The following is a 20,822-nucleotide window of genomic DNA, read 5'->3' on the forward strand; positions in this document are numbered from 1 at the left end:
TTAAAAAGAGGGATAGAATGCAATAAATACTATTCCTCTTTGTTTTTAATAAAAACATTGATTTAGCATTTCTCTTTTTTGTGTAAGTTTGCACCAATGAAAAAATATGTATCTATTATCCTTTTATTTCTCTTTATCTCTTTCGGAGCGAATGCTCAGGAAAAGAAATTAGAGATGGCATTGGATAGTCCCGCAAAGCAAGATTCTTTGAAACATAAGGTTGATTCGACAGCACTCCGCATTGCGTCGGCATACGTTTGGAAAATAACGCCTCGTTTGGGCGAGCGCGAAATGACAGTGAGAGATTCTGCTGCCGTTGATTTTCATCAAAGCTCATTGGTTGACGGTAAAGATGTCGCAGTAGGTTATCTGGGTAATATTGGTTCGCCTGCTCAGTCGAAAATATTTTTCAACAGGCCCGAAACTTCTCGTTTCACATTTCTTAATGGCTTTGATTATTGGAGGAAAGGACCGGAAGATCAGTTATTTTTGAATACAAAAATACCTTATTCTAATATTTATTATCAAAGTGGTGGTGGAGGAGAAAGTAAAGAAGAACGCCTAAGAACAGAACTATCTTCGAACTTTGGTAAAAAGCTCAACGTTGGCTTCAATTTCGATTACTTATATGCCAGAGGTTTTTATAACAATTTGTATAATAGACAGATCAGCTACGATTTCAACGCCAGCTATATTGGCGACAAATATCAAATGCATGCGTTCATTGCAAATAATAATTACAACAATTCTGAAAATGGAGGTATACGTGATACAATGTATATAACAAACCCTAATGCAGAAAGTATTAAATCGACTACGTTCAGAGGCAGTTCTTTAGATATTCCCGTAAGGATACAAGGTGGTGGGCTTTGGAATAGACTCCGCGGACGGCACGTTTACCTGACCAACCGTTACAATATAGGCGACGATATGGAAGAATATGCTGTTAATGACAGTGTAAACAGATGGCGAAAGAAAAAAGATTATATAGCACCTGCAAGTGTAATACTTACAACTCATTATAACGATCAGCGCCGCCTCCTCCATGCCAATAATACGGATATGGACGATCTTTATTTGAATTTCAAGAACATAAACGGCGATGTTGCTGATGGGCCTAAATATACAGGACCTATGGATGACTATATGTCGTACTTTTCGCTAAAAAATACACTTGCTTTGGCAATGAATGAAGGTTTCCGCAGTTGGATGAAATTTGGACTGACAGCCTTTATTGAATACGATATGCGGAGATTCTCTGTGCCAGGTTCTCTTCCCGGATTACATGACCGATATAGTGAAGATGCTGTTTTTATTGGAGGTGTTCTATCCAAAGAAAAAGGCAAATATCTTAGATATAGAGCTGTGGGGGAAAAAGACCTGTTGAACAGTGACTTCAAGTTGGAAGGTGAATTGACTACTATGCTTAACTTTAAGGGTCGCGATATGTCGGCAAAAGCAACAGCTTACATTAAAAATATAACTCCGAGTTTTTTCGAGAATCGCTTCTCTTCCAAATTATGGAATTGGGATACTCAATTCAACGATACTAAACGAGTATTTATAGGGGGTGAAATCGAAGTACCATTTACCAAAACGAAAATAAGTGGTGGGGTCGAAAACATTACAGGCTATATATACTACGGACCAAATGGCCTTCCGGCTCAGAGAACAGGTAGTGTACAGGTTGTGGCACTGCGTATAGATCAACAATTGGAAAAAGGTATTTTCCATTGGGATAATCAGGTTGTATATCAGACAACAACTGATGATGAGGCAATTCCACTTCCATCGCTTAGTATTTATTCGAATGTTTATTTGAAAACCCGAATATCCAAAGTATTAACTTTGCAATTAGGAGCGGATGCGCGTTTCCATACTAAGTATTATGCTCCCGGATATGAGCCTTTGACTATGCAGTTTTTTAATCAACGAAATCAAGAAATAGGAAATTTCCCTATTTCTACAGCGTATGTGAATTTGCATCTCAAAAATACCCGTTTCTTTCTTATGATGTACAATGTGGCTCAAGGTATGGGTAATTCCAATTATTTCTCATTGTATCGCTATGCTGTTGCGCCTCGTGTGCTAAAGATGGGTGTTTCGTGGAACTTTAATAATTAAAGCAATCTTTATGAAAATGAGTAAAAAGTCTATATTGGGCATCGGTATTGCAATCTTACTTGTGATATTTGCTATATACTTGTTTTCGAAAACGAATAAGGCTGATTATGCCGAAAAAGATTATCCTCAAATATCAGATGAGGGAATATTGCGCATTGTTACAGATTACAATTCTGTAGGTTATTTCGTTTCAGGTGATACTATTGCCGGATTCAATCACGATCTTATTCAATTGTTACAGACATACACACCACTTAAAATAGAGCTTTCGCTCGAAACAAGTCTTTCTAAAAGTATAGAAGATCTAAGGAAAGGTAAATATGATGTTGTGGCTCGCAATATACCTGTAACATCAGATTTGAAAGATTCTTTAAGTTTCACAGATGTGATAACTCAAAATAAACAGGTTCTTATTCAGAGAAAGAAAGAGTTTAATAATGATATTGAACCGATCAGAAGTCATCTCGATTTGGCAAAAAAGACACTCTATGTGCCATATAACTCTCCGGCTATACTACGGGTACGCAATCTGTCGAGCGAAATAGGTGATACGATATACTATGTAGAGGATAAACTGTATGGTGCGGAACAACTGGTATTGAAAGTTGCAGCGGGCGAAATCGATTACGCTGTGTGTGACGAGAAGGTTGCGAAGAAACTTTCGAAGTCTCTCCCCGAAATAGACTATTCAACTCTTATAGGTTTTACTCATTTCGAAGCGTGGATAGTAAGAAAGAATTCACCTGCCCTACTCGATTCGTTGAATGCATGGATCGGACGTGTAAAAGATACACCTGAGTACGATCTCATATATAAAAAATACTATGAATAAATATTCAGATATAATATGCCCTAAGGTGTATGCCGTAATATAAAATCAAATTAAATAACACTCTTATAAACCTGTTTCAAGAGAGTTTATTATCTTTGTTCGCGATGTTGTTACACTTTCCTTAATCTTGCCATAAACAACATTTTTGATAAAAAATGATTAAAATTGCTATCTAGACTTTGCAATGAGATAAAAAAAAATTACCTTCGTTGGGTTTAAAAGAGTATCAGTGGAATCTTTCTTCAGAACGCATAAATATTTAGTAGAGCACCTTGACGGAGTAATACCCAGACAATTGATGGAGCAAATAGATTGGTCTCATCGTTTGATTGGTATAAAAGGGACAAGAGGTGTTGGAAAGACCACATTCCTCATTCAGTATGCGAAAGAGTTTTTTGATATCGAAAAAAAAGACTGTTTGTATATCAATTTAAATCACTTTTATTTCACTATAAGAACGATCACTAGCTTTGCAAAAGAGTTTGTAGAGAATGGGGGACGAACTTTGCTGTTAGATCAGATATATAAATATCCAAATTGGTCGGCAGAATTAAAAGAGTGTTATGAGCAGTTTCCTCAATTGAAGATAGTATTTGCGGGTTCTACTGTTATGAAGTTGGATGAAGATGTTGAGCTTTCTTCCATTGTGAATAGCTATAATCTTCGCGGCTTTTCCTACAGGGAGTTTTTAAATATTTTGCTGGGCAAAAATTTCTTATCCTATTCTCTTAATGAAATTATAACTAATCATAAAGCTATAGCAGAGAGTATATGCAAAGAGATAGACCCTTTAGAACTTTTCTGGGATTATCTGCATCACGGTTACTATCCGTTTTTTCTTGAGAAAAGAAACTTTTCCGAAAATTTGCTGAAAACCGTAAATATGATGCTGGAGGTCGATGTCTTATGTATACGACAAATAGAGCTTTCATATTTGCCTAAATTGAGAAAATTATTGTATTTGTTGTCTTTATCCTCACCGGGTAAGCCCAATATAAGCCAGTTGAGTATCGACTGCGAAATATCGAGAGCTACTGTGACTAATTATTTGGAATACCTGAGAAGTGCCAGATTGATAAACATGCTTTATAGCGAAGGGGAGGAGTTCCCCAAAAAACCGGATCTGGTATATATGCACAATACAAACCTGATGTTTCCATTAAGGCTTTCGCCGATAGAAGATCAGTCGTTGCAAGAGACATTTTTTTACAATCAAATACATCATAGCGATTGCAAATTGAAGAAAGGGTCGAAAACAGGTATGTTCATCGTTGAAAAAAACAATAATAAATATAAATTTAAAATAGAAGGACAAAAAGGTCGGGGGAAAAAGAAGTCGGATCTTATATATGCGGTTGACAGACTAGCTATAGGCGACAATAATGTAATTCCTCTTTGGCTGTTCGGTTTTTTATATTGAAATATAACATTCTATCGATAAAGATTTATATACTCTATCGATACATAACTATCAAAATAAATAAGCTAAAAAAATAATCAATCTATTACAAAAAAAAGTATGGCTAAACAAAAGAAATTCCTAACATGTGATGGTAATCAGGCAGCGGCACATATCTCGTATATGTTCAGCGAAGTTGCTTCGATTTATCCAATCACACCATCATCAACAATGGCAGAATATGTTGATGAATGGGCTGCTGCCGGACGTAAAAATATATTCGGTGAAATACTTAAGGTACAAGAAATGCAATCGGAGGCTGGTGCTGCCGGTGCGCTTCACGGATCATTGCAAGCAGGGGCTCTGACTACTACATATACAGCTTCTCAAGGTCTTTTGCTGATGATACCTAACATGTATAAGATCGCCGGAGAACTTCTTCCATGCGTATTTCATGTATCGGCACGTGCATTGGCTGCACAGGCGTTATCTATCTTTGGTGACCACCAAGATGTGATGGCTGCCCGTCAAACAGGTTTTGCTATGTTCTTCTCAGGATCGGTACAAGAGGTTATGGACCTTTCGGCTGTTCCTCACTTGGCTACTTTAGAGTCGCGTATTCCTTTCATGAATATATTTGATGGTTTCCGTACTTCTCACGAAATCCAAAAAGTAGAATTGATGAGTCAGGAAGATTTAATTCCACTTATCGATCAGGAAGGTATTAAAGCATTCCGTGACAGAGCATTGAATCCAGAAAATCCGGTAACACGTGGTACTGCACAAAATGATGATATTTACTTCCAGTCTCGTGAGGCTTCAAATAAATTTTATGATGCAGTTCCTGATATCGTAGAAAAATATCTGACAGAAATAGCTAAAATCACAGGTCGTAAATATGGCTTATTTGATTATTACGGAGCAGAAGATGCTGACCGTGTAATTATTGCTATGGGATCGGTAACAGAAGCTATTCGCGAAACAATAGATTTCTTGAATGCACAAGGCGAAAAAGTGGGATTGGTTTCAGTTCACTTATATCGTCCGTTCAAAGCAGAGGCATTCATGAACGCAATACCTAAAACAGCGAAACGTATTGCTGTGTTAGACCGTACTAAAGAGCCGGGAGCTCCCGGACAACCGCTTTACCTTGATGTGAAAGATTGTTTTTATGGAAAAGAAGATGCTCCGACTATTGTTGGTGGTATCTATGGTCTTTCGTCTAAAGATACAACTCCTTCTCAGATTATGTCTGTGTATGAGAATCTTGCGATGAAACTTCCTAAAAATGATTTTACAATCGGTATCGTTGATGATGTAACATTCAAATCGCTTCCTCTTAAAGATGAAGTTTCGGTAGATGACTCGAACTATGAGGCTAAATTCTACGGATTAGGATCGGATGGTACAGTAGGAGCTAATAAAAATACAGTTAAAATTATTGGTGATAATACCGATAAATACTGTCAGGCATATTTTGCTTATGACTCTAAGAAATCGGGCGGTTTTACTGCATCGCATTTGCGCTTCGGGAACAATCCTATCCGTTCTACTTATTTGGTAAATACACCTAACTTCGTGGCATGTCACGTACCTGCATACCTTCACCTTTACGATGTGACTAAAGGTCTGAAAAAAGGTGGTACATTCTTGTTGAACTCTGTTTGGAGTAAAGAGGATGTAGGAAACAATTTGCCGGACAAAGTGAAGAAATATTTAGCAAAAAATGAGATTAACTTCTATATTATCAATGCTACTAAGATTGCTACTGAAATCGGTTTAGGTGGACGTACAAATACAATTCTTCAATCGGCATTCTTTAAAATCTCGAATGTAATTCCTTTCGATCTGGCTGTGGAGCAAATGAAGAAATTCATTGTGAAATCATACGGACGTAAAGGAGAGGATATTATTAATAAAAATAATGCAGCTGTAGATCGTGGTATCGAAATCGAAAAAGTTGAAGTACCTGCTGAATGGGCTAACCTGAATGTTGAACCTGTAGTGGAGGATGATGTTCCTGCATTTATCAAAGACGTAGTACGTCCTGTTAATGCTCAACGTGGATACGATCTTCCTGTGTCGGTATTTAACGGTCGCGAAGATGGTACATGGGATCATGGTACAACCGAATACGAAAAACGTGGTGTAGCTGCGTTCGTTCCTGTATGGGAAGCCGAAAACTGTATTCAATGTAACCAATGTGCCTATGTTTGTCCTCATGCTACAATCCGTCCGTTTGTATTGGATGCAGCAGAACAAGCTAAAACTCCGCAAGATGTTACACTTCTGAAAGCACAAGGAAAGCAATTCGATGGTATGGGATTCCGTATTCAGGTTGATGTTCTTGACTGTCTTGGTTGTGGTAACTGTGCAGATATATGTCCCGGTAAAAAAGGAAATTCAGCCCTTAAGATGGTTGAGATCGGTGGTCAATTCCCAGAGCAAGATAATTGGGATTTCATGATCAAAAATGTAACAAGCAAGGCTCATCTTGTAGATACTAAATTGAATGTGAAAAATTCTCAGTTCGCAACACCACTGTTCGAGTTCTCAGGAGCATGTTCGGGTTGTGGAGAAACTCCATATATCAAACTTGTTACTCAATTGTACGGTGACCGTATGTTGATTGCAAATGCTACAGGATGTACATCTATTTATGGTGGATCGGCACCTTCTACTCCATATCGTAAGAATGAAGAAGGAAAAGGTCCGGCTTGGGCAAACTCATTGTTCGAGGATAATGCAGAGTTTGGTTTAGGTTATGCATTGGCAAATATAACTATGCGCGACCGACTTCAAAAACTGATGACACAAGCACAAGATTGTGCAGATTGTCCCGCAGAATTGAAGCCGTTGTTCTTAGACTGGATTGCTAACAAGCAAGAAGCAGAAAAGACGAAAGAATTATATAAGCAAATGTTGCCAATGATCGAAGCTGCAGCTCCGAAATGTGAGTTCTGCAAAGAGATTCTTTCATTGAAACAATATATTGTTAAACGTTCTATCTGGATATTCGGAGGAGACGGCTGGGCTTATGATATAGGTTTTGGCGGTTTGGATCACGTGATTGCTTCTGGTGAAGATGTAAATATTCTGGTGCTTGATACAGAGGTTTATTCTAATACAGGAGGGCAGTCTTCTAAATCGACACCGGTAGCTGCTGTTGCAAAATTTGCTGCTGCAGGTAAGAAAATCCGTAAGAAGGATTTAGGTATGATTGCTACAACTTATGGTTATGTATACGTTGCTCAAGTATCGATGGGTGCCAACCAAGGCCAATGCTTGAAAGCGATCAAAGAAGCTGAGGAGTATAAAGGACCATCTTTGGTTATTGCATATTCACCATGTATCAGCCACGGATTGAGAAAAGGTATGGGACACGCTCAGGATGAAGAGAAATCGGCTGTTGCTTGTGGATACTGGCACTTGTGGCGTTACAATCCTATGTTGGAAGAAGAAGGTAAAAATCCGTTTACAATGGATAGTAAAGAGCCGGACTGGACTAAATTCCAAGACTTCTTGGGTAGCGAAGTTCGTTATACTTCACTTCAAAAATCGAATCCTTCAGAGGCTTCAGAGCTTTATATCGCTGCTCAAAATAACGCAATGTGGCGTTATAAGAGCTACCAACGCTTAGCGGCTGAGGTTTATGATAAATTTGATGAAAAGTCGGAGTTGCAAAACTGATTAGACTAAATACTTAATATACAGGGGGGATATCTGTCGGATTTCCTCCCTGTTTTTTTTGTGAAATTCCCCTCTAAAATCTTAATTTACTAGGAAGTGCGCAAAATATTGAGAAAAATATATTACCTTTGCCGCATTCGTTTAAAAGTTGTTATATAACTGCTGTAAGACATATGAATAAGAAAACTTTACTAGCTTCACTACTACTATTAATTAGCATGCCAATCTTTGTGCATGCGCAAAATGAAAAGAAGGAAACACTGAGTTCTCCTTCTAAGAATGAGTATCTGATAAAAGATCCGTTGTGGACCCTATCTATTGGGGCCGGTGCACAGATGTATATTGGAGAGGATGATAACAAGGTTGCTACCAAAAAGCGCTTGACTTTTTCTCCGACAATAACGCTTAGTCGACGCCTGAACAATTTGTTTGGTTTGCGCTTAGCTGTTACAGGTGGATCGCTACATGGGTATAATGACGGTGATTCCGGATTTTATACCAAATGGACAGGTGGGGATAATTATAATCCAAGTAGAATAACTATCGATCCTCAATGGGCTCATATGGGTTGGATTGAGGGACGCGATTATGCATTATTGCAGGGAGCAAATGATGCGTATGGATATACTTCTTTACATAGGGATTATTATTTCTATCAGCAAAGTATGCAGTATGTTGCTCTCTATGGAGATCTGACAATAGACCTTTTCAATTTATTTGAAGGTTATAGACCTAATCGCAGAGTTAGAGTTGTTCCTTTTCTGGGACTCGGTATAGCTCAGAAATTCTCAAATAATCGTGGAATGGAAGCTAATACTTTCTTTGCTACGACTGTGGGTTTGAATGCGTCATATCGCTTCTATAAAAATTTCAGTGCATTTGTTGAAATGAGAGGTGTTCTTGTTCCTGATTCATTTGACGGGCAAGTTGCCGATTTGCATAAGTTACCTAGCGATGGTATCCTTAGTTTAAATGGAGGTATATCTTATAGCTGGGGTTCATCCCGATATATAGATCCAGCTCTTGAAACTCGCTTGAATATGCCGTATAATATTGCCCGAGCAAAAGACAATATGGTTTTGGTTCCGGGTGGAAATATCGAATTAGGGTCTGGTGTCGATTTGATATGGGGAGATTCTGTTCCTCGTAAAACTGTTTCTGTTAGTCCATTCTGGATGGATGAAACAGAGGTTACTAATAGACAATATCGTGAGTTTGTTTATTGGGTTCGCGACTCAATAATTAGAGAACGTCTGGCTGATCCCGCTTATGGTGGCGATCCAACATATAAAGTATTGACAAGACCAAACGGAATTGGAAGCGAGGCTGTAGGTCAACGATTGAACTGGCAGAAGAAAATTCCATGGAGTAATCCAACCGATAGAGAAGCTATGGCTATTACAAGTGTTGTAAAAGGACATCCGACTGCGTTAGGTCTGGCTGGTTTGAATGAAGATGCTTTGAACTATACTTATGATTGGTTTGATACAAAAAGCTATTATGCTGCACAAATTGAGTTGAGGAAAAATAATGCGGAATCAATTGCAATATCAAAAGATACTGCTTACGTTAATTCTCGCGGAGATATTATTCGTGAAACGTTGAGTCGGACATCTCATGGCGATCCTATCGATTTTACCAATACATATATCGTAAATATATATCCTGATGTGTATTCTTGGATGACAGACTTTGCCAATGCAAAGAATGAGCAATATATGAAAAACTATTTCATTGTGCCGGCCTTCGACGATTTTCCTGTAGCAGGAGTTTCTTGGGAACAAGCTGATGCATTTTGTAAATGGCGTACAGATATTTTTAATGCAGCAAATCCGAAAACCGCTGGTTTTGAAACATATCGACTACCAACAGAAGCTGAATGGGAATTTGCAGCAAGGAATGGCCGTTCGGAACTTAAATACCCGTGGTTCTCAGACGATACACATACACGTGATGGCCTAGCATATTCGAACAACAGAGGTTCTAATGATTTGAAGGACCTGATGACACCAGTTGCTTCATTTCTACCTAATCGCTTTGGTTTGTATGATATGTCAGGTAATGTTTCGGAATGGACTACTACAACATATTCGGAGTCGGTAGACTTAATGTCGGATGAAATAAATCCTGATTATAGCTATAGAGCTGTAAATTCAGATCCTGATATTCTTAAACGTAAGATTGTTAAAGGTGGTTCTTGGAAAGATACAGACTCTTTCGTACGTGCAGATATCAGATCGGTTGAATATCAAAATAAAGGTCGTTCATATATCGGATTTAGATGTGTGAGATCTTGGGGGCTTAACAAAAAAGGACAAATGATCTTAAAATAAGATTTACATTTAAATCTCAACAAATAAAAATATACTAAAATGAGAAAAAAGAATAATTTAGAAGCTTTCCTATCTAGTAATGCAGGAAGACGTTTCTTTAATATTTTCTATAGTATTGGAGCTTCTGTTGTCATTATTGGTGCTTTATTTAAAATATTACATTTTAATTATGCGAATGAAATCCTTATGATCGGTATGCTTACCGAGGCCTTAGTGTTTTTCATCTCTGCATTTGATAATCCATCGTCCGATGATGATACATCAGTTAAGCAACAGGCATCGAATGTCGCTGTAAATTCAGCTGATAATGCTTACTTGTCTCCTGAGTATATTGATAAAATGTCTTTAGCTACAAAAAACATGGATGGTTTTGCAAAAGTTATGGACTCTTTGAATGAGGTTTCGTTGTCTCTTTTGGCTTCATATAAACAAGTAACAGATAGTTCTCAGGGAATATCTGCTAACAGTCAGGGATTTGCAGATAACATAAAATCGCTGAATCAAAATGTTTTAGGTTTAAATAACGTATATGAGTCGCAATTTCAGTCTATCAATGATCAGATTGCAACAATTAAATATATAAATGAAAGTCTCGAACGTATTAAAGGTTTATATGATGGTGCTATTACGGATAGTGCATTATTCAAGGATGAGACTGAGAAAATGACGAAGCAAATTGAAGCTTTAAATAAAGTGTATGCTCGATTATTACAAGCTATGACGGCTAATAACACACCTGGTTGATTGGGAGTGATATACTGTAATAAAGAAAAGAGAGATGGTTAAGGACATTTTATTAAACAAAAAAGATAACTAATGGCTTCAGATAAAAGACAATCACCGAGGCAGAGGATGATAAATCTTATGTACTTGGTATTTATTGCCATGTTAGCATTAAGTTTCCCTGAAGAGATTCTTGATGGTTTCGATTTGGTCAATGATAGCCTACTTGAAAATGTTGATAATACAACGACCCGTAACAACCAAATATATGCTGAAATAGAGGCTTCATATAAAATGAATCCTGAGAAAACAAAAGTTTGGTTTGAACGAGCACAAGAAGTAAATCAGAAATCAGATTCTCTGTTTAACTATATTCAATATCTGAAATTGGAAATTGCAAAAAAGAGCGATGGACCAGAAGCAGATGCTGATAATCTTAAATACAAAGAGAACTTGGATGCTTCGCCGGAAGTAATGATTGTTGGAAAACAAGGAAATAAACTTAAAGATGCGATAGATCAGTATCGAAATGATATTCTTTCTCGTATTACAGATGAGAACAAACAGAAGATTATCGCAAATTCCTTGTCTACCGAACCAAGACCCAAGTCGGCGGATGATAACAGAACATGGGTACAGGCATCTTTCGAGAGCATGCCGAGTATTGCGGTACTGACATACCTATCTAGTTTGCAATCAAACATAAAACAAGCAGAAGGAGAAGCTCTGAATAGTCTTTTGAAAAATATTGACTTTAGCGATTTCCGCGTTAATAATGTGGAAGCATTTGTTGTTCCTCAGTCCAATGTAGTAATGAGGGGTACATCATACAAAGCAAATATTGTATTGGCAGCGGTTGATACAACTCAACGCCCTCGTATTGTGATTGATGGCAAAGAATTACCTTCAGAGAATAATGGTATATACCAAATACCTGCTGGTGCTACGGGGCTACATTCGTTTAGTGGATATATCGAGATGACTTCTAGAGATGGTGTGTCTATGAGAAGACCATTTACTCAAGAATATACGGTAATGGAACCGATGGCAACTATTGCACCACTATTGATGGATGTCGTTTATGCCGGAATAGATAATCCTTTGAGTATATCGGTTCCGGGTGTTGTGGACAGAGATGTGACAGCCCGAGCAGAAGGTGGTACCTTGACTAAGAGTGGCAATAATTGGGTTGCAAGGCCTGCAAGAGCCGGACAAAACTTTGTAGTAACCGTTTTTTCGAACATGAATGGTGTACAACAGACGGTCGCTCGTAAAGAGTTTCGAGTTAGGTTGTTGCCAGATCCCACTCCTTTTATCGAGTATAAAGATGAAAATGGAAATTCTAAGATGTTTAAACGTGGTGCTTTGGCTCGTTCGATAATATTGAATACAAATGGGGTGAAAGCTGCAATAGATGATGGAATCTTAAATATTCCATTTACAGTTATTGCATTTCGCACTATTTTTGTTGATGCTATGGGTAATGCAATGCCAGAAGTATCGGATGGAGCAAATTTTTCTGCACGTCAATTAGATCAGATCAGAAGAATGGCCAGAGGTAAATATTTCTTTATTTCCGGAGTTAAAGTAAAAGGTCCCGATGGTATAGAGCGTGAGATTGCACCAATGGAAGTGCGTATAAATTAGTAATAAATTAATATAAAATAATAGATCTTATGAGATTTATAATATCAATGATGATTAGTGGATTTTTTATGATAAGTCCACTCCTTACACAAAACTTACAGGCACAGTCCACCGAATCGGCAGAAGATGTAATAAAAGAAGTTACAGCCAGAGAAAGAGTAGTTGTTAACAGTTCATTAAATGATTATGAGACTACAGTTTGGATGAGAGATGTTTATCGGGTTATATCAATAAATGATGATGCCAATGCAGCATTCTTTTATCCTATGGTATCGGATGCAAATCAGGCTAATCTGTTTTCGTTGTTATTCAATTTGATAAAAGATAATGCTATTGAAGCTTATAGATTTAATCTTCAAAATTCAGGAGTTAACGATGATCTTGAAACAGTTGGTTTTAGAGGTTTTTTAGATGTATATTCTATACCTTATGCTGTTAATGCAGATAATACCTTGTCTGTCAATAGCTATGATATTCCTTCTGATGAGATATTGGGCTATTATGTAAAAGAAAAGTGGTTTTTTGATTCTAAAACAGGGAAAGGCGATGTGCGCATAGCTGCAATTTGTCCGGTATTACACCGTGAGGGAAGTTATGGTAGCAATAGTTCTAACGTGCTCAGAAGCCCTTTGTTTTGGGTTTCATTTGATGAAATAACACCGTACTTGCTACGTGCAGAAAATTCAACATCTATTTCAGATATTACTAAACTTAGTAATAAACTTTCGATGTTCGATATTTTAAGAAAGAGATATTATAAAGGTGAAATTTATCAAATAGGAGATAGAACTCTTGTTAAGTATTTCACTACACCTGAATTGTTATCGCAAGAGCAAGACCGTTTGGAAAAAGAACTAGCCGCTATTCAAACGAGATTTAGCAAGATTAAATAAGTTATTAGATAATACAAAAAGGTCTTATGATTACTGTCATAAGACCTTTTTTATGTTGTAAAATACTGTATTTGTGCTTTAATATTATTGTGCTATCATATAAATGTACCTATCTTTGTAGGTTAGTAAGAATTTTTTATCTGTTTGCGCAATGAAAATTGACTGAACCTATAAAATAATACCAAATTAATTTTAAAAACAGCAATTTATGAAATCAAAAAAAAATCTTCTGGGTAAGCTCGTTGGCACAGGTTTGTGTTTGGGTCTTACTTTAGGAGTATTATCTTCATGTGAAGATAAAAAACCGCAGAATGATCTAGCGAACCTAACCCAATATGTAGATCCTTATATTGGTACAGGTGATCATGGACACGTATTTGTAGGGGCAAATGTTCCTTTCGGTGCTGTTCAATTAGGACCATCTAATATTACACAAGGTTGGGACTGGTGCTCTGGATATCATATCACAGATTCTACTATACTAGGGTTTGCAATGACTCATCTAAGTGGAACCGGAATCGGTGATTTAGGTGATATTTCTCTTATGCCTCTTACAGGTGATGTGCCATTAAGAAGAGGTGTACATGGAGATCAAGCTTCAGGTATGTACTCTTTGTTCAATAGAGATACTGAAAAAGTGAAACCTGGCTATTATGCTGTTCATTTAGATCGTTACGATGTAGATGTTGAATTGACAGCAACAAAAAGAGTTGGTTTTCATAAATATACATTCCAAAATAAATCTGTATCAGATCCTAGAATCGTTATCAATCTCGAAGCTGGTATTGGATGGGATACTCCGGTAGAAGGTTATATTACACAAGAGAACGACTCTGTAATTTCCGGATACCGCTATTCTAAAGGATGGGCAAAAGATCAACGTATTTATTTTACAGCAATCTTCTCTGAGCCGATTAAAAAATTCGCCGTATCTGATTCAACAGCTGTGCAAGAAGGTACTACTCTGAAATCTCGCAGAACATTCGGACAAGCATATTTTGCACCTGCTGAAGGCAAAAAAGATGTATATGTGAAAGTTGCGATCTCTCCGGTTAGTATCGAAGGAGCAAAAGCAAATATGGTTGCAGAACTTGCAGGCTGGGATTTTGAAAAAACTATTGCAGATGCAGACTTGGCTTGGAATCAAGAACTGAACAAAATAAAAGTGACATCTAACGAGCCATCGGTAATGCGCAATTTTTATACTGCCCTTTATCACACAATGATCGCACCGTCGTTACTTAACGATGTTAATGGTGATTATCTTGGATCGGATCTTGCTATTCATAAAAACGAAGGTTTTGTAAACTATACTACATTCTCTCTTTGGGATACATATCGTGCGGCTCATCCATTGATGACCCTTATCCATCCTGAAAAAATGTCGGATATGGTGAATACAATGTTACATATCTACAAACAACAAGGTAAACTTCCTGTATGGCATCTTATGGCTAACGAAACTGACTGTATGGTTGGTAATCCGGGCATAATTGTTGTTGCAGACGCATATTTGAAAGGATATGAAGGCTTTGATAAAGACCTTGCGTATGAAGCAATGAAAACATCAGCAATGCTTGATGAAAGAGGTTTGAAAGAATATAAAGAACTAGGGTATGTGCCTTATGACAAAGTAAACGAGTCAGTAGCAAAAGGTATGGAATATGCTATTGCAGACTGGGCTGTGGCACAAGTGGCAAAACAAAGAGGCGAAACCGCCGACTATGAATATTTCTTGAAAAGAAGTAATTCATTTACTCATTACTTCGATAAGAATATCAATTTCATGAGAGGAATAGATTCTAATGGTAAATTCAGACCGGGAGCTTTAGATCCTTTCAAGTCTGTACATCGTGAAAATGATTATACAGAAGGTAATGCATGGCAATATACTTGGTTAGTACCTCAAAATGTACAAGGATTGGTTGACCTATTCGGTAGCGAAGATAAATTTACGCAAAAACTAGACTCTTTATTTATTGTTCAAGGTGATCTAGGTGCTGATGCATCTCCTGATATTAGTGGTCTTATCGGTCAATATGCGCATGGTAACGAGCCAAGCCATCAGGTATTGTATATGTATCCGTATGTTGGACAGCCTTGGAAAACTGCCGAAAAGGTAAGAGAAGTATTGACTACTCTTTATCATGACGCTCCTGCTGGACTTTGTGGAAACGAAGATGTTGGCCAGATGTCTGCATGGTATGTATTGTCAGCTCTAGGCTTCTATCAGGTAGCTCCGGCTGGTGGTGTATTTGTATTTGGTAGTCCTATTGTGAATGATGCTATTATCAATGTTGGAAGTGGTAAGACATTCAATATAAAAGCAAATAACAACAGCAAGGATAATATTTACATCCAACGCATTACGCTTAATGGAAAAGATTATACCAAATCATATATCGAATTTAAAGATATCGTGTCTGGTGGAGACCTTGTATTCGAAATGGGTAACACGCCATCTAAAACATTTGGTGTAAATCCGGAAGATAGACCTAAAACTATTCAATAATAGGAAACTTTTGTTTCTTAATTCAAAAGGGGAATAACTTATTAGTTATTCCCCTTTTTTGTGTACAGGAATCGTCTGTAAAAGAAACATTTCTTATCTTTAATCTCACTTAAACTCTAATTGATCTAAAAATACAATGAAAAAAAAATTGCCACTACTCTCTTTTTTATTATTCTCTTTATTATCCACATTTGTTTCAGCGCAAAAACAATTTGTTCTGAAAGCACCTTATGGAAAGCTGCAAGTAAATATTATTATTGGTAAAACCCTAGAATATTCAGTTGCTCATGATGGAGATATAATGTTGGATAAATCGCCTATCTCGATGACACTTACAAATGGACAATCGTTTGGTGTTAATTCTAAACTGATTGGGTCGTCAACGAGAATCATTAATGAAGTGATTGATGCTCCGATTTATAAAAAGTCAAAAATTACAGATAATTGCAATGAACTTACATTAAGGTTTAAAGACTATAATGTTATTTTCAGGGCATATAATGAAGGTATAGCTTACCGCTTTGTTTCAACATCAAAGAAGCCATTGATTGTAGAAAATGAACAGGCTACATTTAATTTTCCGGCTAATAATCAGAAAGCATATATCCCCTATGTAAAACATGCCCGAAATAGCATTGAAGAGCAGTTCTTTAATTCGTTTGAAAATCCGTATGCTTATATCCCATTATCTGAATGGAATAACAAGCGTCTGGCTTTTTCACCTTTAGTTGTGGAGGGAGTAAATGGAAAGAAAGTTTGCCTTGCCGAGTCTGATCTGCTCGATTATCCGGGAATGTATCTTTATAATGCCAATGGTTCTAATGTGCTGACAGGTGTATTTGCTACATATCCTAAAGATGTAAAACAAGGAGGACATAACCAATTGCAAGAATTGGTCGAAACCCGTGAACCTTATATTGCAAAATGCAGTGGTGCGACAAATTTTCCATGGCGTATAATCGTTGTGTCAGAAAATGATAAGGAATTAGCTGATAATGATATGGTGTATAAATTGGCTACCCCAGCTCAATTTACCGACTATTCGTGGATAAAACCCGGTAAGGTTGCATGGGACTGGTGGAATGACTGGAATTTATATGGCGTCGATTTTCGTGCGGGGATAAATAATGAAACCTATAAATATTATATAGATTTCGCTTCAAAATATGGTATCGAATATGTGATCCTTGACGAAGGTTGGGCAGTGAACTTGCAAGCCGATTTATTACAGGTTATTCCCGAAATTGATCTGAAAGGCCTGGCTGACTATGCAAAAAGTAAGAATGTAGGTCTTATTCTTTGGGCAGGTTACTATGCCTTCAATCGGGATATGGAGAATGTGTGTAAGCATTACTCAGAGATGGGTATTAAAGGCTTTAAGGTAGACTTTATGGATCGGGATGATCAGCAGATGGTAGACTTCCATCACCGGGCGGCTCAGATGGGAATGAAGTATAAGCTCTTGATGGATTTTCATGGAACTTATAAACCTACCGGATTGCAACGGACTTATCCGAATGTAATAAACTTCGAAGGTGTTTATGGTTTGGAGAATATGAAAGGTAATCTGAATGTAGATCAGGTTACGTACGACGTTACTATTCCATTTATCCGACAATTGGCAGGTCCTATGGATTATACACAAGGTGCTATGCGCAATGCTACAAAATCGAATTATCGTGCCGTTAATAATGAAGGGATGAGTCAGGGAACACGTTGTCGTCAGTTAGCAGAATATATTATTTTCGAATCACCATTAAATATGTTATGCGACAGTCCATCCAATTATATGCAGGAAGACGAATGTACGCGCTTTATAGCTACTGTTCCTACTGTATGGGATGCAACAGTGTCTATAAATGGCGAAATAGCGAAATACGTTACCATAGCGCGTAAAAAAGGCAACGATTGGTATGTGGGTTCAATGACAGATTGGAATGCTCGCGATTTAGATATTGATTTATCGTTTTTAGGTGACGGAGTCTTTAAAGCAGAAGTATTCCGTGACGGAATTAATGCCGATCGTGCAGCTCGTGATTATGTCAAGGAAATAATAGATGTTCCTGCTAATAAGAAATTGAAGATCGCAATGGCTCCTGCCGGAGGCTATGTAATGCGAATTTATAAAGCAAACTGATCATATAGATCTAAAAATAAAAAATCCGAAAGGCTGACTTTCGGATTTTTTATTTTTATGATAATTGCTATTTAAGCAGGTCTTTGTACTTCTTCTATTATCTCCATTCCTTTTTGGATGGCTTGCTCATTCATCGGAAGCAATTTGTGATGACGTTCGGGCAATGATTTTTTTAACCCGAGCATAACATGTGTAAGATCGACCATCGGACAAATTTTTAATAATCCACCAAGAACGATCATGTTGAACGCTTTCGAGTTTTGCATCATAGTTGCTGTATCCAATGCAGCTATCTTGTAAATAAAAATATCTGTTCTTGTTGGCGGATGTTGCACGCCATTAGGGTCGTAAATCAGAATTCCTCCCGGCTTTACAGTCGGTTCGAATTTACCCATAGATGGTTGATTCAATATAATGGCTATATCAAATTCATTTATAATAGGTGAGCTTATTGGTTGGTCGCTCAGTATAACTGTTACATTCGCAGTTCCTCCGCGTTGCTCAGGTCCGTAAGACGGGAACCATGATACTTCTTTGTCTTCCATCAAACCGGAGTAAGCAAGTATTTTACCCATCGATAAAACACCTTGTCCTCCAAAACCTGCTATAATAATTTCTTGTGTCATTCTTCGTTATTTGATTTTAGATATTCTTTATATCACCAAGTGGATATGCAGGGAACATATTTTCTACCATCCAGTCGTTAGCTCCGGCAGGAGTCATTTTCCAGCCTGCGCTACAAGTCGAAACGATTTCAACTATAGATGTTCCTTTGTTAGCCATCGAGTTCTCAAAAGCGAGCTTAATCATGCGCTTAGCTTTCTTTACAGAGGCTGCTGTATGCACACTTTGTCGGGTTGCCAGACATACACCTTGAAGTTGAGCTAAAAGATCAAGAATCTTTAAAGGATATCCTGTTTCGTATGTGTCACGGCCATTAGGACTAGTCGATGTTTTCATCTGAGGCAGTGTCGTTGGAGCCATTTGACCACCTGTCATACCATAGATACCATTGTTGATGAAAATAATTGCAATATTTTCACCTCTGTTGGCTGCATGGATTGTTTCGGCTGTGCCAATAGCAGCTAAATCGCCATCGCCCTGATAAGTGAATACCATTTTGCTCGGATTCAAGCGTTTTGCAGCAGTTGCCAGTGCAGGTGCCCGTCCATGAGCGGCCTCCTGCCAGTCTATATCAAGATAGTTATATGCAAACACGGCACAGCCCACAGGAGCAATGCCTATTGTTATTTCCCTAATATTCAGTTCGTCTATAACTTCGGCAATCAGTTTATGTACAACGCCGTGGGAACAACCTGGACAATAATGCATGTCGGCATCGTTCATCAGTTCAGGCTTCGCATAAACTAAGTTTGCTGGGTCTATTATATTTATACTCATAATCTTTGTAACTTTAATTGTAAAATAGTTAGCCGACTGTCTTTAGCAATCGAACTTATTCTTTAAAGCATCTAACACCTCATTTGGTGTCGGTACAATACCTCCCATACGGCCATAGTGTTCTACTTTCACTTTTCCATTTACAGCCAGGCGTACATCCTCTATCATTTGTCCGGCATTCATTTCTACGGTTAGAATACCTTTTATTTGTGATGCATATTTATCTATTGCTTTCGATGGATAAGGCCAAAGCGTGATCGGGCGTATAAGTCCGACCTTTATACCTTCGGCACGGGCTAGTTCCATGGCCTTTTGACAAATACGGGCTGCTGTGCCAAATGCTACAAGTATATAATCTGCATCTTCGCAATTTATTTCCTGATGCATGTTAAGCTCTTTCTCTATCTTCTTGTATTTGGCCTGCAATTTAAGATTGTGAACTTCCATCTTATGAGCATCCAATTCCAGAGTTGTAATAACGTTCGGTTTTCTGTCAGCTGGTTTACCGAGTGTTGCCCATGGGCATTGCTCACGGATTTCTGCTTCAGTTCTTCGTGCTTTGAATGGTGGTAGTTTCACTTTTTCCATCATTTGCCCGATTGCTCCATCTGCAAGTATCATTGCCGGAGTATTGTATTTGAAAGCCAAATCGAAACCCAGCGCCACGAAGTCAGCCATTTCCTGTACTGTTGCAGGAGCCAAGGTTATTAATTTATAATCGCCATGTCCTCCACCTTTTACTGCTTGGAAATAGTCGGATTGCGATGGCTGAATAGTTCCTAGACCCGGACCGCCACGCATTACATTGATTAGTAAGCAAGGTAACTCTCCGCCTGCTAAAAATGAAAATCCTTCCATCATGAGGCTGATACCTGTACTCGATGAAGAAGTGAATACTGCTTTTCCACAGGCAGCACCACCATATACCATATTGATCGATGATGTTTCGCTTTCGGCTTGAAGAACTACCATTCCGGTTGTTTCCCAAGGTGCTTCATCCATCAGAGTTTCCAGTATTTCCGATTGTGGGGTTATCGGGTAGCCGAAATAGCCATCTGTCCCGTATCTGATAGCAGCATGGGCGATAGCTTCGTTACCTTTCATTAAAAATATTTCTTCAGACATGATCTT

13 protein-coding genes are annotated in these 20,822 nt (G+C 37.9%); 10 read left to right on the forward strand and 3 right to left on the reverse strand.

Annotated elements, in window-relative coordinates; all coding sequences use genetic code 11:
• Window positions 1-96 precede the first annotated feature (96 nt).
• From G7Y57_RS02370 to G7Y57_RS02415, 10 genes are all read left to right on the forward strand, one after another.
• On the forward strand, window positions 97-2,124 hold the full coding sequence (locus G7Y57_RS02370) for a putative porin (protein ID WP_165020566.1): 2,028 nt from the start codon (window positions 97-99) through the stop codon (window positions 2,122-2,124).
• A gap of 10 nt (window positions 2,125-2,134) precedes the next feature.
• Window positions 2,135-2,956 (forward strand): transporter substrate-binding domain-containing protein, encoded by an 822-nt coding sequence (locus tag G7Y57_RS02375; RefSeq protein ID WP_255491310.1) that lies wholly within the window; start codon window positions 2,135-2,137, stop codon window positions 2,954-2,956.
• Between the two features lie 229 nt (window positions 2,957-3,185).
• Entirely contained in the window at window positions 3,186-4,376 is a 1,191-nt protein-coding gene (locus G7Y57_RS02380) for an AAA family ATPase (RefSeq protein ID WP_255491311.1), read from the forward strand.
• Between the two features lie 99 nt (window positions 4,377-4,475).
• Window positions 4,476-8,045 carry a pyruvate:ferredoxin (flavodoxin) oxidoreductase gene (gene nifJ / locus G7Y57_RS02385; protein ID WP_165020567.1) on the forward strand — a complete coding sequence of 1,190 codons (3,570 nt, stop codon included), beginning with the start codon at window positions 4,476-4,478 and terminating at the stop codon, window positions 8,043-8,045.
• 173 nt (window positions 8,046-8,218) lie between these two features.
• Window positions 8,219-10,378 carry an SUMF1/EgtB/PvdO family nonheme iron enzyme gene (locus G7Y57_RS02390; protein WP_165020568.1) on the forward strand — a complete coding sequence of 720 codons (2,160 nt, stop codon included), beginning with the start codon at window positions 8,219-8,221 and terminating at the stop codon, window positions 10,376-10,378.
• 39 nt (window positions 10,379-10,417) lie between these two features.
• Complete coding sequence (gene gldL, locus G7Y57_RS02395) at window positions 10,418-11,122, forward strand: gliding motility protein GldL (protein WP_165020569.1); 705 nt, start codon at window positions 10,418-10,420, stop codon at window positions 11,120-11,122.
• Window positions 11,123-11,194: 72 nt separating this feature from the next.
• Window positions 11,195-12,748, forward strand: a complete 1,554-nt coding sequence (gene gldM, locus G7Y57_RS02400) for a gliding motility protein GldM (RefSeq protein ID WP_165020570.1) — start codon at window positions 11,195-11,197, stop codon at window positions 12,746-12,748.
• A gap of 29 nt (window positions 12,749-12,777) precedes the next feature.
• Complete coding sequence (gene gldN / locus G7Y57_RS02405) at window positions 12,778-13,641, forward strand: gliding motility protein GldN (protein WP_165020571.1); 864 nt, start codon at window positions 12,778-12,780, stop codon at window positions 13,639-13,641.
• Window positions 13,642-13,849: 208 nt separating this feature from the next.
• Window positions 13,850-16,153 (forward strand): GH92 family glycosyl hydrolase, encoded by a 2,304-nt coding sequence (locus G7Y57_RS02410; RefSeq protein WP_165020572.1) that lies wholly within the window; start codon window positions 13,850-13,852, stop codon window positions 16,151-16,153.
• A gap of 136 nt (window positions 16,154-16,289) precedes the next feature.
• A complete protein-coding gene (locus G7Y57_RS02415) occupies window positions 16,290-18,290 on the forward strand; it encodes a glycoside hydrolase family 97 protein (RefSeq protein WP_165020573.1) in 2,001 nt (666 codons plus the stop codon).
• A gap of 71 nt (window positions 18,291-18,361) precedes the next feature.
• On the opposite strand, the gene G7Y57_RS02420 is transcribed toward G7Y57_RS02415, so the two are convergent.
• The 3 genes from G7Y57_RS02420 to G7Y57_RS02430 are packed head-to-tail and all read right to left on the reverse strand — an operon-like array spanning window position 18,362 to window position 20,816.
• Complete coding sequence (locus G7Y57_RS02420) at window positions 18,362-18,916, reverse strand: 2-oxoacid:acceptor oxidoreductase family protein (RefSeq protein WP_165020574.1); 555 nt, start codon at window positions 18,914-18,916, stop codon at window positions 18,362-18,364.
• Window positions 18,917-18,932: 16 nt separating this feature from the next.
• Entirely contained in the window at window positions 18,933-19,691 is a 759-nt protein-coding gene (locus G7Y57_RS02425; RefSeq protein ID WP_165020575.1) for a thiamine pyrophosphate-dependent enzyme, read from the reverse strand.
• 42 nt (window positions 19,692-19,733) lie between these two features.
• Complete coding sequence (locus G7Y57_RS02430; protein WP_165020576.1) at window positions 19,734-20,816, reverse strand: 3-methyl-2-oxobutanoate dehydrogenase subunit VorB; 1,083 nt, start codon at window positions 20,814-20,816, stop codon at window positions 19,734-19,736.
• Between the last annotated feature and the right edge of the window lie 6 nt (window positions 20,817-20,822).

The organism is Dysgonomonas sp. ZJ279 (genome assembly GCF_011039205.1).
Taxonomy (GTDB): domain Bacteria; phylum Bacteroidota; class Bacteroidia; order Bacteroidales; family Dysgonomonadaceae; genus Dysgonomonas.

Bases quoted from the DNA above. Each gene is read 5' to 3' on its own strand.
- G7Y57_RS02415 (WP_165020573.1), top strand. From the start codon at position 16,290: ATGAAAAAAAAATTGCCACTACTCTCTTTTTTATTATTCTCTTTATTA.
- gldL (WP_165020569.1), top strand. From the start codon at position 10,418: ATGAGAAAAAAGAATAATTTAGAAGCTTTCCTATCTAGTAATGCAGGA.
- G7Y57_RS02410 (WP_165020572.1), top strand. From the start codon at position 13,850: ATGAAATCAAAAAAAAATCTTCTGGGTAAGCTCGTTGGCACAGGTTTG.
- G7Y57_RS02425 (WP_165020575.1), bottom strand. From the start codon at position 19,691: ATGAGTATAAATATAATAGACCCAGCAAACTTAGTTTATGCGAAGCCT.
- nifJ (WP_165020567.1), top strand. From the start codon at position 4,476: ATGGCTAAACAAAAGAAATTCCTAACATGTGATGGTAATCAGGCAGCG.
- G7Y57_RS02375 (WP_255491310.1), top strand. From the start codon at position 2,135: ATGAAAATGAGTAAAAAGTCTATATTGGGCATCGGTATTGCAATCTTA.
- gldN (WP_165020571.1), top strand. From the start codon at position 12,778: ATGAGATTTATAATATCAATGATGATTAGTGGATTTTTTATGATAAGT.
- G7Y57_RS02420 (WP_165020574.1), bottom strand. From the start codon at position 18,916: ATGACACAAGAAATTATTATAGCAGGTTTTGGAGGACAAGGTGTTTTA.
- G7Y57_RS02430 (WP_165020576.1), bottom strand. From the start codon at position 20,816: ATGTCTGAAGAAATATTTTTAATGAAAGGTAACGAAGCTATCGCCCAT.
- G7Y57_RS02390 (WP_165020568.1), top strand. From the start codon at position 8,219: ATGAATAAGAAAACTTTACTAGCTTCACTACTACTATTAATTAGCATG.
- G7Y57_RS02370 (WP_165020566.1), top strand. From the start codon at position 97: ATGAAAAAATATGTATCTATTATCCTTTTATTTCTCTTTATCTCTTTC.
- gldM (WP_165020570.1), top strand. From the start codon at position 11,195: ATGGCTTCAGATAAAAGACAATCACCGAGGCAGAGGATGATAAATCTT.